Genomic DNA, 13,044 nt, shown 5'->3' on the forward strand with positions numbered 1-13,044 from the left:
TGCTAAAACATCAGCTCTTATGTGTTTTCCATTTCAGAAGAAATCATGACAACGAATCAACAAAGCGGAAAAGCGGTGCAACTTCAAACAATCGTTGTGAAGCTAGGAACCAGTGTATTAACCGGTGGTACTTTGGCGTTAGATAGAGCTCATATGGTTGAGCTTGTCCGTCAATGTGCTGAACTGAAAAAGCAAGGCCACTCAGTGGTGATTGTATCGTCGGGCGCAATTGCCGCTGGTCGAGAGCACTTAGGTTACCCCGCACTCCCCAACGCAATGGCTAGCAAACAGTTGCTTGCTGCGGTTGGACAGAGTCAACTGATTCAAGCATGGGAATCTCTTTTTGCCATCTATGGGATTAAAATAGGTCAAATGCTACTGACTCGTGCCGATCTGGAAGACCGTGAGCGTTTTTTGAATGCACGAGACACCATTAATGCTCTGGTCGAACACGATATTATTCCTGTGGTCAACGAAAACGATGCCGTGGCAACCAGTGAAATCAAAGTGGGCGACAACGACAATTTGTCAGCCCTGGTCGGTATTTTATGCGGTGCCGATAAACTATTGCTGCTCACTGACCAAAAAGGGCTCTTCACCGCAGACCCGCGTAAAGATCCTAACGCTGAACTAATTAAAGAAGTCAAAACCATTGATGATACCTTGCGTAAAATCGCTGGGGGTAGTGGTACTACGCTTGGCACCGGAGGTATGGCAACTAAGCTTCAGGCCGCTGATATTGCTCGTCGTGCAGGGATTGAAGTCATTATCGCCGCAGGGCGTGCCAGCAACGTTATTTTTGATTCTTTAAGTGATGCGCCGCAAGGCACCCGTTTCTTGCCATGTACCGAAGCGTTAGAAAACCGCAAACGCTGGATTTTAGCGGGTCCTGCCGCTTCTGGTGACATTGTCATTGATGGCGGAGCCGTCAACGCTGTAGTCGCGAATGGCAGTAGCTTATTAGCGAAAGGGGTAGTGAATGTCAGTGGTACTTTTGCACGTGGTGAAGTGGCGCGAGTAACCGATAAACAAGGCGTATTAATTGCCCGTGGCATCGCCGCTTATTCCAGCCAAGACTTAGCCAAAATCGCGGGCAAACACAGCAAAGATATCGGAGGCATTTTAGGTTACGATTATGGCTCAGAAGTCATTCATCGCGATGATCTTGTTGTGATCCAAGAATAGTAAGGAAAAGAAAGTGGATTTAACCATAATGGGTAAAGCCGCCAAACAGGCCGCTTTCCAGCTCGCTACCGTTTCAACGACACAAAAAAACAATGCATTAACGATCATTGCCGATGAACTGGAGGCGCAGAGCGCCGCGATTTTAAAAGCGAATGCCCAAGATATCGAACTGGCCCGCCAAGCCGGGTTGAACGATGCCATGCTTGATCGCCTATTGCTCAATGAATCGCGCCTGCAAGCCATTGCTAATGACGTGCGTAATGTGATTAATCTCAATGATCCTGTCGGTAGTGAAATCGATAGCCGAGTGCTTGAAAACGGATTGTCATTGTCTCGCCGCCGAGTACCGTTAGGTGTGGTGGGCGTTATTTATGAAGCGCGTCCGAATGTAACCATTGATATTGCGGCATTGTGTTTAAAAACGGGTAACGCCAGTATTTTACGGGGAGGGAAAGAGACCTTTTTCTCCAATATGGCGCTAGTCAACGTTATTCAATCGGCGCTAGAAAAAGCACAACTACCAGCGGCTGCGGTGCAGTATATTGAAAAACCGGATCGCGAACTGGTTTCACAGCTGCTCAAGCTGGATGAATATGTTGATATGATCATTCCGCGCGGCGGCGCTAGCCTACATAAAATGTGCAAAGAAAACAGCACGATTCCGGTGATTATTGGTGGTTTTGGCATTAGCCATATTTTTGTTGACCAATCGGCGGATCTGGACAAATCAGTCGAGGTAATTGAAAACGCCAAAATTCAGCGCCCTTCTGCGTGCAACGCACTGGATACTTTGCTGGTTCATCAAGCGATTGCGAGTGAATTTTTGGCAAAACTGGTGCTACGACTTAATGATCAAGTGACCTTCGTTGTTGAGCCAAAAGCCCAAGCCTGCATGAGCCATGCGAAACAGTTGAGAGAGGCCGTTGAAGGCGATTTTGACACCGAATGGCTAAGTTACACTTTGGGCGTCAAAGTGGTCGATGACGTGCAGCAAGCGATTGAACATATGCGTGAACACAATGCAAGCCATTCGGATGCGATCATGACAAATGACCTATTTAATGCAGAGCTGTTTATTAATTCCGCGGGCTCTGCTGCAGTGTATGTCAATGCTTCGACGCGTTTTACCGATGGCGCTCAATTTGGTTTAGGCGCTGAAGTGGCCGTTTCGACCCAAAAATTGCACGCTCGCGGGCCGATGGGCTTAGAAGAGTTGACCAGTTATAAGTGGGTTGGCAAAGCCAATTACTTATCACGTTGTTAAGTTCTTTTCGTTATGGATAACGCAAAGTGTGGTTGTTAACAAAATAGAGATTGAAAAGGGGCTGATGCCCCTTTTGCGTTCAACTTGCGTACTAATTCCGGTACACTGATGCTCATTGCTATGGAGGTGATATGCATTGTCCTTTTTGTTCAGAGAACGATACCAAAGTGATTGATTCTCGTCTTGTCGCTGATGGTCATCAAGTGCGCCGTCGCCGTCAATGTTTGGCATGTAATGAACGTTTTACCACGTTTGAATCGGCCGAGCTCTTGATGCCAAGAGTCATCAAATCAAATGGAAATCGTGAACCGTTTAACGAAGATAAAATGGTCGGTGGTATACAGCGAGCATTAGAAAAACGCCCCGTCAGCGCCGATGCGATTGAGCTTGCAATCAGTATGATTAAATCTCAGTTGCGAGCCACTGGTGAGCGAGAAGTCCCAAGTAAAATGATTGGTAACTTGGTGATGGAGCAGCTCAAAGTACTCGATAAAGTCGCTTACATCCGCTTTGCCTCCGTGTATCGCAGTTTTGAAGATATTCGTGAGTTTGGTGAAGAAATCGCGAAGCTGGAAGATTAATCGCTTATGTTTACTCCTTTTGATTATCAAATGATGTCGCGAGCCATTGAGCTTGCCAAAGGTGGCGTTTTTACCACTCAACCTAACCCCAATGTCGGCTGCGTGATCACTCAAGGAGAGCAGATTGTTGGTGAAGGTTTTCATGCGCGTGCTGGTGAGCCGCATGCCGAAGTACACGCCTTGCGCATGGCAAACGAGCAAGCGCAAGGCGCTACCGCTTATGTCACTTTAGAGCCTTGCTCGCATCATGGCCGTACACCGCCTTGCGCTGAAGGCTTGATTAACGCCAAAGTGGCGAAAGTGATTTGCGCAATGCAAGATCCGAATCCTCAAGTCGCTGGGCGTGGTATTCAAATGCTGCGTGACGCTGGGATTGAAGTCGAAGTCGGTTTGTTAGAAGCGGATGCCATCGCGCTCAATCCGGGTTTTATTAAACGCATGACAAGTGGGATGCCCTTTGTCCAATTGAAAATGGCCGCAAGTCTTGATGGACAAACGGCACTCAATAATGGTCAGAGTCAATGGATCACTTCAGCGGCCGCGCGGCGAGATGTGCAAAAATTTCGCGCCAAAGTGGGTGGGATTTTATCGACCAGCAAAACAGTGATTGAAGATGATGCTTCATTAACTGTGCGTTGGGATGAACTGCCTCCATCAGTGCAAGTGAACTACCCACAACATCAGTTACGCCAACCGGTGCGAGTCATTCTTGACAGGCAAAACCAACTCCATGATGGTCTAAAGCTGTATCAACATTCCGGTGAAGTATTGGTGCTTGGCACTGAACATACGTCATTGCTCAATAGCAACCAGACACAATTTGAGTTAACGGATACCTTAGCTTATTTAGCTGAGCAGTCACAAATGAATCATCTCTGGGTAGAAGCTGGTGCCACACTGGCTCGTTCACTGATCCAAGCCCAATTGGTCGATGAGATCATTTTGTACTTAGCGCCTAAAATCATGGGTAGTGATGGTCGGGGGCTATTTGGTGCTTTGGGGCTATCTTCCATGGCGGATACGCTAGAGTTAATCATCAAAGATGTACGACAAGTTGGGCCGGATATTCGGATCATTGCCGTACCTAAAATAAAAGATAAATAGCATGTTTACAGGAATTATCGAGGCGGTAGGTACACTTGCCGCGATTACGCCCAAAGGTGAAGACATCAGCGTGACCGTGAAAGTCGGTCATCTTGATATGAGCGATGTCAAACTTGGTGACAGTATTGCCACAAATGGTGTCTGTTTGACCGTGGTAGATTATAACAGCACTCAATATACAGCGGATCTCTCACTAGAAACGCTCAACAAAACCGGGTTTGCTCACTATCAAGTTGGTGACAAGGTCAACCTAGAAAAAGCCATGTTGCCCACCACTCGTTTTGGTGGACACATTGTTTCTGGGCACGTTGACGGTGTTGGTGAAATCATTGAACGTAATCCCGTTGGTCGTTCGATAGAGTTTTGGGTAGCGATCCCACCGGCATTGAATAAATACGTGGCTGAAAAAGGCTCAATTACAGTAGATGGTATCAGCCTCACTGTGAATGATTTAAGAAAGAATGCCTTTAAGCTGACCATAGTGCCTCACACTTCTGCCGAAACGACCATTGATGCATTTCATGTTGGGCGTAAAGTGAATTTGGAAGTGGATGTACTCGCGCGTTATATGGAGCGTTTGCTGCAAAACCAGCAAGATGAAGAGACACCAGAGTCGAAAATTAGCTTAGCATTTTTACAACAAAATGGTTTTGCGTAAACCGCGCATTGTCCCATGCCACCACGGTCGTGGATAAATCTAAGTCAGGGACTGTGCGGAAAATAGTTCAGCGATAGGAAAATAGAGTATGCCAATAAGTACCCCGCAAGAGATCATTGAAGATATTCGTCTTGGGAAAATGGTCATTTTAATGGATGACGAAGATCGTGAGAACGAAGGTGACTTGATCATGGCCGCCGAGCACGTTACTCCTGAAGCGATTAATTTTATGGCTAAATTTGGTCGTGGCCTGATCTGCTTAACCATGACTAAAGCTCGTTGTCAGCGTTTAGGCTTGGCTCCTATGGTGCAGGATAATAATGCTCAATACACCACCAATTTTACCGTCTCGATTGAAGCGGCCGAAGGCGTAACCACCGGCATTTCAGCGGCCGATCGCGCCGTGACGGTACAAGCTGCGGTGGCGAAAGAGGCGAAAGCTTCAGACTTAGTGCAACCTGGGCACATTTTCCCACTGGCTGCGCAAGAGGGGGGCGTTTTAACTCGCGCTGGGCATACGGAAGCCGGTTGTGATTTGGCGCGCCTTGCGGGATTAGAGCCCGCCTCTGTGATCGTCGAAATTTTAAATGATGATGGCACCATGGCGCGTCGCCCTGATCTTGAAGTGTTTGCCGAACAACATGGTTTAAAACTCGGTACGATTGCTGATCTGATTGAATATCGTAATAACACAGAAACGACCATTGAGCGTGTTGCACAGTGCAAGTTGCCGACAGAATACGGTGAATTTGAACTGATCACTTACCGCGACGTGATTGATAATCAGATCCATTACGCATTGCAAAAAGGCACATTGGATGGTCAAGCGCCATTGGTGCGAGTTCATCTGCACGATACCTTTACCGATTTGCTGCGCAGTGATCGCAATGCTGAACGCAGTTGGACTTTAGATAAAGCGATGCAGCGTATCGGCCAAGAGGGCGGCGTATTGGTCATTTTAGGTAATGAAGAGTCGAGCGACTTATTGATCCATCGCGTTAAGATGTTTGAGCAACAAGACAAAGGCCAAGCGCCTACTTTAGCGAAAAAACAAGGTACTTCACGCCGTGTGGGGATTGGTTCACAAATTCTGGCGGATTTAGGTGTTCGTGACATGCGTTTACTCTCTTCAGCCAATAAAAAGTATCACGCTTTAGGCGGTTTCGGCTTGAATGTGACTGAGTATGTTTGCCAATAATGTCATCTCGTTTTAGCGCTTAGAACCTAACGTCACATTTAAAAATACACCGTAATAAAACCAATAAAGGAAGCCCAACGCTTCCTTTATTATTTCGCTGATTAGCCGCTTGGTTTGCCGTCTAAGCCGAATTTCCATTAGATATTGCTCACAAAATTGTGCTAGAATCCGGCGATTCTCACTTGTGTATATAGTTAAAGGAAGGCTTATGAAAGTGATCGAGGGTGGTTTCCCCGCACCAAATGCAAAAATTGCTATCGTTATTTCTCGTTTCAACAGTTTTATTAACGAAAGCCTGCTTTCTGGTGCAATCGATACTTTAAAGCGTCACGGACAAGTTAGCGATGACAATATTACTGTTGTTCGCTGCCCTGGTGCTGTCGAATTACCTCTTACTGCTCAACGCGTAGCAAAAACGGGTAAATACGACGCTATCGTGTCTCTTGGCACTGTGATTCGTGGTGGTACGCCACACTTTGATTATGTGTGCAGTGAATGCAATAAAGGTTTGGCGCAAGTGTCTCTGGAATACAGCCTTCCAGTGGCATTTGGTGTTCTAACTGTTGATACCATCGATCAAGCCATTGAACGCGCGGGAACCAAGGCTGGTAACAAAGGTGCAGAAGCTGCACTAAGCGCGCTTGAGATGATTAACGTTCTTTCAGAAATCGATTCCTAATGGGGGCCAGTGTGAAACCAGCCGCACGTCGTAATGCACGTCAATTTGCGCTACAAGCAATTTATTCTTGGCAAATTACAAAAGAAAATGTTGCCACTATCGAAGAGCAATTCCTCTCGGGTGGTAAGTATGATGAAGAAGAGCATCATGCTGCTGAGCCAGCGTTAGCGGCTCCAGAAACCGACGTTGCATATTTCCGTGATCTACTCACGGGTGTAGTGCTAAGCCACACAGAGCTAGATAGCAAATTGCGTCCTTTCGTGTCTCGTCCAATGCAAGACTTAGACATGATGGAATTGGCGTTACTTCGTTTAGCCATGTACGAAATGACTCGTCGCGATGATGTGCCATATAAAGTGGTCATCAATGAGGCGATTGAGTTAGCAAAAGTATTTGCTGCTGAAGATAGCCATAAATTTGTGAATGGCGTGCTTGATAAAGCCGCCCCACATGTACGCAAAAAATAATAAGTCGTTTTAAAATAAAAGGTCAGCATTCGCTGACCTTTTTTATGACGGATCTTTCTCCGCAAAAGCCCTAAGCGATGAGAAATGATGTACATAATAAAAACTCAGGGCAGGGAATTTTTTATGTTCGGTGAATTCAATTTAATCGATACCTATTTCTCTAACCGTCAGTCACAACGTAAAGATGTCTCTCTTGCTCTAGGAGATGATTGTGCATTGGTCAAAGCACCAGAAAATGTTCGGATCGCCATCAGTACCGACACCTTAGTCGCAGGCACTCATTTTTTAACCGATGCGAATCCGGCTTGGGTGGCTCATAAAGCATTGTCATCTAACATCAGTGATTTGGCTGCGATGGGGGCAACGCCTGCTTGGGTATCGCTCGCACTCACTCTACCTAGTGTCGATGAAGCATGGCTAAAACCCTTTTGTGATGCTTTTTTCGAACTTGCGAATTACTACAATATTCAGCTAATTGGTGGGGATACAACCAAAGGACCACTGAGCATTACCTTGACAGTACAAGGTTTTGTGCCACAAGAATTGGCGCTGCTGCGCAGTGGAGCCAAAGTGGGAGATTGGGTTTACGTCACTGGCGAGCTTGGTGATAGCCAAGCAGGGCTCGATGTGATTCTTGACCCAAGCTTACGCCATAAACCTTTTGCCCAAGAGCTTGAAAAGCGTCACTATCTCTCAACGCCAAGAATTCTTGCTGGCCAAGCATTGCTTCATTTGGCTTCTTCTGCAATTGATATTTCCGATGGTTTAGTGTCTGATCTCAAACATATTTTGCATCGTTCAAATGTTGGGGTGAGTTTAGATGTTGGTGCGTTGCCTATCTCGCAAGAGCTGTTGCAGTTTGTGGGCGAGAGACAAATAGCACAGCAATATGCACTAACCAGCGGTGAAGAGTATGAGTTGTGTTTCACTGTTCCAGAGCATAACCGAGGTTCCATCGAAAGTGCGCTTGCTCATTGCGGTTGTAAGGTGAGTTGCATTGGCCAAATTCGCCCGCAGGGTATTTTTGAGCTTCAGCATCAAGGAAAAAAACTCAATTGGCAGTTAAGCGGCTATGATCATTTTAAGGTGAACGGATGACAAACCCTATCGCATTAATCTCATTAAAGAACCCTTGGCATCTTTTGGCCACGGGTTTTGGCAGTGGCCTATCGCCTATCGTGCCCGGCACAATGGGAACGCTTGCCTCAGTGCCTTTTTATTTACTGTTAGTACAGCTCCCTATCACAGTGTATTGTGCTGTGGTTGTGCTGGCTTGCTTGGTGGGCGTGAAAATTTGCCAAGTGACTTCTGACGACATGAAAGTGCATGACCACGGTTCGATTGTGTGGGATGAATTTGCCGGTTTTTGGATAACAATGCTAGTCGTGCCAGTGCTTGAACTGCCTAGTTTAGATTGGAAATGGCTGGTGGCTGGATTCGTGCTGTTTCGCTTTTTCGATATGCTCAAACCGTGGCCGATCAGTTGGTTAGATAAACGAGTGCATGGTGGTTTGGGGATTATGCTCGATGATATCGTGGCAGGTGTTGTATCCGCGATTGCGCTGTATTGGGTCGGCTTTTGGGCGGGTTGGTTATAACATGGTCAGCGTTCAATATTGATTGACGGCTTAGGCTTAGTAACAAAAAAGGTTCCTTTGGGAACCTTTTTTGTCAGTGAAGAGTTATCTGAAACAGGGTTATTCGATGCTCTGGGTATCTAAAGTTACTTTACCGTCTTGAGACTATTTTAGCTTCTCTAAGTCAGCTTCAATTTCAGCGATTTTGCTCGTGACCACTTTTTCCAAATGGCGCAAGTCAGTCAATATTTTTTGCTTCAGATCGAGATCACTCATAGGAACCGGCTTAGTGATTTTATTTAGTTCATCAATCACCAAGGTTAAATTACGGTTGATCTCCGTCACCTCTTTGTATTGATGGCTGCCGCTATCGACCAATACATTTTTTACTTGTCGAGGGTATTTAAATTTCACGCTTTTAGCGAACAGCTCGCCTTTCTGCTTATGAAAGTAAATCTTCAACACATCTTTATGGGCTTCTTGACGAAGTGAATAGCGCTCAATCTGTTTAGGATCTTGAATGCCTAAACCGGTGAGGTAGGGATACATAGGCAACCTCTATTGTATTTTGTGACACATCAATGAACCATTTCAATGTAGCAGTCCATGCTCGCCCGAGATAGTTCATCGTGATATCAATGGTTCAAGTTGTGGACCAGATCGCTTTCCTTTTCCGTTTAATTTGGCGCGAGTTCAGAAACATTTTTAATCAGCATTTCACGTAACGTGCACTCTTCTTCTTCACTCAATTTTCCGCCTTGCGAACCGGTGAGAATAAATAAATCTTCTGCTCGTTCGCCAATGGTGGTGATTTTTGCACCATGCAGGTTAATGTTTAAGTCAGCAAATGTGGCTCCGACCGTTGCCAGCAGTCCCGGAGTATCAAGTGCGACTAATTCCATTAAGGTTCGTTTATTGCTTTTGGTGGGTAAAAAATCGACTTTAGTTTTGACTTTAAAATGTTGCAAGTTACGTGGCGTGCGGCGCAATTTCAGTTTGTTCTGCCAACCCGTTTCTAGCCCACTGAGTAGGTGTTTGATCAACGATGGGTGACACTCTTCGTCAATTGCATGGCCGTTTTGATCCAGTACCATGAAGGTATCAAGGACGTAGCCATCTTTACTCGACATGATCTGCGCATCATGAACATTGAGATTTCGACGGTCCAGTTCAGCAACCACAGTCGCAAAGAGGGCAGGTTGATCTTTAGTATAAACAAACAATTCAGTGCCGCCACGAGTGGCTTTTTTGCTCATCAGGATCAGCGGTTGGCTTGGGTCGCTATGTTTGAGTAGGTGCTCACAATGCCAAGCGATCTGCTTGTGAGTGTGACGCAAAAAGTAATCGGCTTTAAAGCGCTGCCAAAGCACTTCAATTTCACGTGCGCTGTAGCCTTCTTTACGAAGTAATGCGGATGCCATTTGTTGGTTGTGGCGAATGCGATCGCGCACATCTACCGGGTTTTCAAGCCCACGCCTAAGTGCCCGCTGTGTTGAGTGATATAGCTCTGCCAGCAAGGTGCGTTTCCAACTGTTCCAAAGCTCAGGGTTAGTAGCGCAGATGTCCGCGACAGTTAGGCAAACAAGATGTTCGAGATACTCTTCATCGCGCACTTTTTTTGCAAATTCGGTAATGACATCTGGGTCGTAAATGTCGCGTCTTTGCGCCGTTACCGACATCAAGAGGTGGTTTTGTACCAGCCAAGAGACTAATTTTGCTTCAGGCTTTGATAAACCGTGTTCAATACAAAAATCATAGGCTTCTACCGCACCGATTTCAGAGTGATCGCCGCCACGCCCTTTGGCAATGTCGTGAAAAATAGCGGCCAGAATCAGCATCTCCTTTTTCTGGAGACGTGGGTAGACTTCGCAACAGATGGGGTGTTTATCGTGATTTTGTGCGTAGCTAAAGGTATTGATGTGTTTGAGAAGACGAATGCTGTGTTCATCGACCGTATAAACATGGAATAGGTCGAACTGCATTTGTCCAACAATTTGGCTCCATTGGGGAAGATAAGCGGCGAGCACGCCTAATTTATGCATCAGGCTGAACGCACGATGTAGTGCGTTAGGGTGACGTACCAATGCCATGAATTTCTCACGCGCTTCGGGAATGGTGTGCAGGAATTTATTGAGCCGCCTTCTGGCTGTACGCAACTGGCGCATGGTTGTGGGTGCGACGCTTTCGATGCTGGAATCATTGGCGATATGAATAAACATATCTAAGATCGTTTCAGGGCGAGCTTGGAAAAGCGCGGGTTTACGAGCTTCTATTAAGTTGCCACGACGTTGAAAATCATCATCTAAAATTTCTGCCACGGCTTCTTCGCCGTTATTGAGTATGGCTTGATCAAACAGACGCAGGAGCATTTTGTTGAGTTCCGCAACACGACGTAGCGTACGGTAGAACTCTTTCATCATCATCTCGACTGCGCGATTCCCTTCACCCGTAAAGCCCAGATGTTCTGCCACTTGAGCTTGATGAGCAAAAATAAGCCGATTGTCATAGCGTTTTAATTCAATGTGCAGCGCAAAGCGCACGCGCCATAAAAAGTCTTGGCACTCTACTAGCTCACGATATTCAGCATCAGTTAAAAAACCAAAACGACTCATTTCAAGCAGTGATGTTGCACCAAAGTGGCGTCTAGCCACCCAGCTTAAAGTATGAATGTCCCTTAAGCCTCCAGGAGTCGATTTGATATCGGGTTCAAGGTTATAAGTGGTGTCATGGTAACGAGCGTGTCGGTCGCGCTGCTCTTGAATTTTGGCGCGGTAAAAGGTTTCGCTTGGCCAAAATGATTCGGAATGAATCAACATCTTGAGTTTATAAAATGTCTCTTCGCTGCCACATAATAACCGAGCTTCTTGTAAGTTTGTCGCGACGGTTAAATCTTCACGGCCAATTTCAGCGCACTGCTGCACGGTACGCACGGCATGGCCCACTTCTAAACGCAAATCCCACAACAAGGTAATGAATTCGCTAATTTTACTGCCGAGTTCAGCGGGTAAAGTATGATTGGAGACGACCAGAATATCGATGTCCGAAAGAGGATGAAGTTCACCGCGGCCATAGCCTCCGACGGCCACTAAACTGATGTCTGGAACCTGCGAAAATGAATAATGTTCCCATAACCTGTAGAGCAGTTGGTCCATATATTCAGAGCGGCCTAGTACCAGGTCGTTGACCGGATGGTGGTGCAAAAATTGATGTTTCTGATACTGAGTGAACTGTTCAAGTTGTTGTTTAAGCTCGCCGATAGTGAGTTGTGTGTCAGTAAAGGTGAGGGGAGACTGAAAAGGCATAACGGCAATCCATGCTAGTGATATGTCACAACGTAGACTGACTGTATCAAATCACTGCAGATAAAAAAATATCCCTGCAAGAGGGATATTGATTGATAAGGTTTTGGTTCGATGTAATTAGGCGTTATGCATCAGACGCGGAATGGTTTCTTCTTCACGCAGCGTCAGCACTTCACAGCCAGTGGCGGTAACCAAAATGGTGTGTTCCCACTGCGCTGAGTTTTTGCCATCGGCGGTGTAAACCGTCCAATTGTCTTCATCATCAAGGCGGCAACCAAATTTACCCGCATTAATCATTGGCTCGATAGTGAAAATCATCCCTTCACGCAGTACGGTTCTGTCGCCGTTTTTATAGTGAACCACTTGTGGTTCTTCATGAAATTGAGCGCCAATACCGTGGCCGCAATAATCTTTCACAATCGAAAATTTAAGGCGTGGGTTATTTTTATTATTGGTTTTAATGTGTTTTTCGATCGCAGTACCAATCTCACCCAATTGAACACCGGGCTTGACCTTTTTCATGCCGATATAAAGACACTCTTGCGCAACAAGACATAGGCGCTTATCTGCTGGCGACACTTCACCGACAAAGAACATCTTTGAGGTGTCACCGTGGTAGCCATCTTTAATAACCGTGATATCAATGTTCAGAATATCACCCTCTTTCAGTACCGCTGGACGCTGTAATTGCCCATACTGCGTATCTTGAGTTGCCGGAATGCCGTGACAAACAATGTGATTAATAGAGGTACAGATCGATTTAGGAAAACCGTGGTAATTCAATGGTGCTGGAATAGCTTGCTGTACTTCAGTGATGTACTTGTGGCAGATCTGGTCAAGTTCTTCAGTGGTGATGCCCACTTTTACATGCGGTTCAATCATCTCAAGGACATCGGCAGCCAGTTTACCCGCGACGCGCATTTTGGCTATTTCTTCAGCAGTTTTGATTTTTACAGACATCGGCTTTCTCTATGCATTAATTCTTAAGCACTTAACTGTGCGAATGGGCGTTATTCTAGCAGTGCATGG

General features: G+C 46.0%; 13 protein-coding genes. 10 read left to right on the forward strand and 3 right to left on the reverse strand.

All coding sequences use genetic code 11. The annotated features are described in order from the left end of the window. Positions 1-45 precede the first annotated feature (45 nt). From proB to pgpA, 10 genes are all read left to right on the forward strand, one after another. Positions 46-1,185, forward strand: a complete 1,140-nt coding sequence (proB, locus tag NB504_RS13170; protein ID WP_038148735.1) for a glutamate 5-kinase — start codon at positions 46-48, stop codon at positions 1,183-1,185. A gap of 13 nt (positions 1,186-1,198) precedes the next feature. After that, the gene (locus NB504_RS13175) at positions 1,199-2,449 is read left to right on the forward strand and encodes a glutamate-5-semialdehyde dehydrogenase (protein WP_258429050.1); all 1,251 of its coding nucleotides are present in this window, start codon (positions 1,199-1,201) and stop codon (positions 2,447-2,449) included. Positions 2,450-2,580: 131 nt separating this feature from the next. Then, complete coding sequence (nrdR, locus tag NB504_RS13180; RefSeq protein ID WP_010320136.1) at positions 2,581-3,030, forward strand: transcriptional regulator NrdR; 450 nt, start codon at positions 2,581-2,583, stop codon at positions 3,028-3,030. A gap of 6 nt (positions 3,031-3,036) precedes the next feature. Continuing rightward, a complete protein-coding gene (gene ribD, locus NB504_RS13185; protein WP_258429053.1) occupies positions 3,037-4,134 on the forward strand; it encodes a bifunctional diaminohydroxyphosphoribosylaminopyrimidine deaminase/5-amino-6-(5-phosphoribosylamino)uracil reductase RibD in 1,098 nt (365 codons plus the stop codon). Position 4,135: 1 nt separating this feature from the next. Next, a complete protein-coding gene (locus NB504_RS13190) occupies positions 4,136-4,792 on the forward strand; it encodes a riboflavin synthase (RefSeq protein ID WP_010320134.1) in 657 nt (218 codons plus the stop codon). An 88-nt stretch (positions 4,793-4,880) separates the two neighbouring features. Continuing rightward, positions 4,881-5,990, forward strand: a complete 1,110-nt coding sequence (gene ribBA / locus NB504_RS13195; protein WP_013856195.1) for a bifunctional 3,4-dihydroxy-2-butanone-4-phosphate synthase/GTP cyclohydrolase II — start codon at positions 4,881-4,883, stop codon at positions 5,988-5,990. Between the two features lie 208 nt (positions 5,991-6,198). Further along, positions 6,199-6,669 (forward strand): 6,7-dimethyl-8-ribityllumazine synthase, encoded by a 471-nt coding sequence (gene ribE / locus NB504_RS13200; RefSeq protein WP_026027639.1) that lies wholly within the window; start codon positions 6,199-6,201, stop codon positions 6,667-6,669. Continuing rightward, a complete protein-coding gene (gene nusB, locus NB504_RS13205) occupies positions 6,669-7,136 on the forward strand; it encodes a transcription antitermination factor NusB (RefSeq protein WP_013856197.1) in 468 nt (155 codons plus the stop codon). Before ribE ends, nusB begins: the two co-directional genes overlap by 1 nt. Positions 7,137-7,259: 123 nt before the next feature. Next, positions 7,260-8,234, forward strand: coding sequence for a thiamine-phosphate kinase (thiL, locus tag NB504_RS13210; protein WP_026027917.1), 975 nt, complete (start codon positions 7,260-7,262; stop codon positions 8,232-8,234). Beyond that, positions 8,231-8,734 carry a phosphatidylglycerophosphatase A gene (gene pgpA, locus NB504_RS13215; RefSeq protein ID WP_258429054.1) on the forward strand — a complete coding sequence of 168 codons (504 nt, stop codon included), beginning with the start codon at positions 8,231-8,233 and terminating at the stop codon, positions 8,732-8,734. The genes thiL and pgpA overlap by 4 nt, the downstream gene beginning before the upstream one ends. Positions 8,735-8,878: 144 nt before the next feature. Here the strand turns inward: pgpA and NB504_RS13220 are convergent, their stop codons facing one another. The 3 genes from NB504_RS13220 to map form a co-directional block, all read right to left on the reverse strand. Then, entirely contained in the window at positions 8,879-9,262 is a 384-nt protein-coding gene (locus NB504_RS13220) for a DUF3461 family protein (RefSeq protein WP_026027637.1), read from the reverse strand. A gap of 128 nt (positions 9,263-9,390) precedes the next feature. After that, a complete protein-coding gene (gene glnD, locus NB504_RS13225) occupies positions 9,391-12,015 on the reverse strand; it encodes a bifunctional uridylyltransferase/uridylyl-removing protein GlnD (RefSeq protein ID WP_017046598.1) in 2,625 nt (874 codons plus the stop codon). A 117-nt stretch (positions 12,016-12,132) separates the two neighbouring features. Further along, entirely contained in the window at positions 12,133-12,975 is an 843-nt protein-coding gene (gene map, locus NB504_RS13230) for a type I methionyl aminopeptidase (RefSeq protein WP_017044011.1), read from the reverse strand. Between the last annotated feature and the right edge of the window lie 69 nt (positions 12,976-13,044).

Source organism: Vibrio sp. RM-69-4, assembly GCF_024743775.1.
Classification (GTDB): Bacteria; Pseudomonadota; Gammaproteobacteria; order Enterobacterales; family Vibrionaceae; genus Vibrio; species Vibrio anguillarum.

Coding starts and splice junctions, on each gene's coding strand:
- nrdR (WP_010320136.1), top strand. CDS start 2,581: ATGCATTGTCCTTTTTGTTCAGAGAACGATACCAAAGTGATTGATTCT.
- nusB (WP_013856197.1), top strand. CDS start 6,669: ATGGGGGCCAGTGTGAAACCAGCCGCACGTCGTAATGCACGTCAATTT.
- ribD (WP_258429053.1), top strand. CDS start 3,037: ATGTTTACTCCTTTTGATTATCAAATGATGTCGCGAGCCATTGAGCTT.
- NB504_RS13220 (WP_026027637.1), bottom strand. CDS start 9,262: ATGTATCCCTACCTCACCGGTTTAGGCATTCAAGATCCTAAACAGATT.
- ribBA (WP_013856195.1), top strand. CDS start 4,881: ATGCCAATAAGTACCCCGCAAGAGATCATTGAAGATATTCGTCTTGGG.
- proB (WP_038148735.1), top strand. CDS start 46: ATGACAACGAATCAACAAAGCGGAAAAGCGGTGCAACTTCAAACAATC.
- glnD (WP_017046598.1), bottom strand. CDS start 12,015: ATGCCTTTTCAGTCTCCCCTCACCTTTACTGACACACAACTCACTATC.
- pgpA (WP_258429054.1), top strand. CDS start 8,231: ATGACAAACCCTATCGCATTAATCTCATTAAAGAACCCTTGGCATCTT.
- thiL (WP_026027917.1), top strand. CDS start 7,260: ATGTTCGGTGAATTCAATTTAATCGATACCTATTTCTCTAACCGTCAG.
- ribE (WP_026027639.1), top strand. CDS start 6,199: ATGAAAGTGATCGAGGGTGGTTTCCCCGCACCAAATGCAAAAATTGCT.
- NB504_RS13190 (WP_010320134.1), top strand. CDS start 4,136: ATGTTTACAGGAATTATCGAGGCGGTAGGTACACTTGCCGCGATTACG.
- map (WP_017044011.1), bottom strand. CDS start 12,975: ATGTCTGTAAAAATCAAAACTGCTGAAGAAATAGCCAAAATGCGCGTC.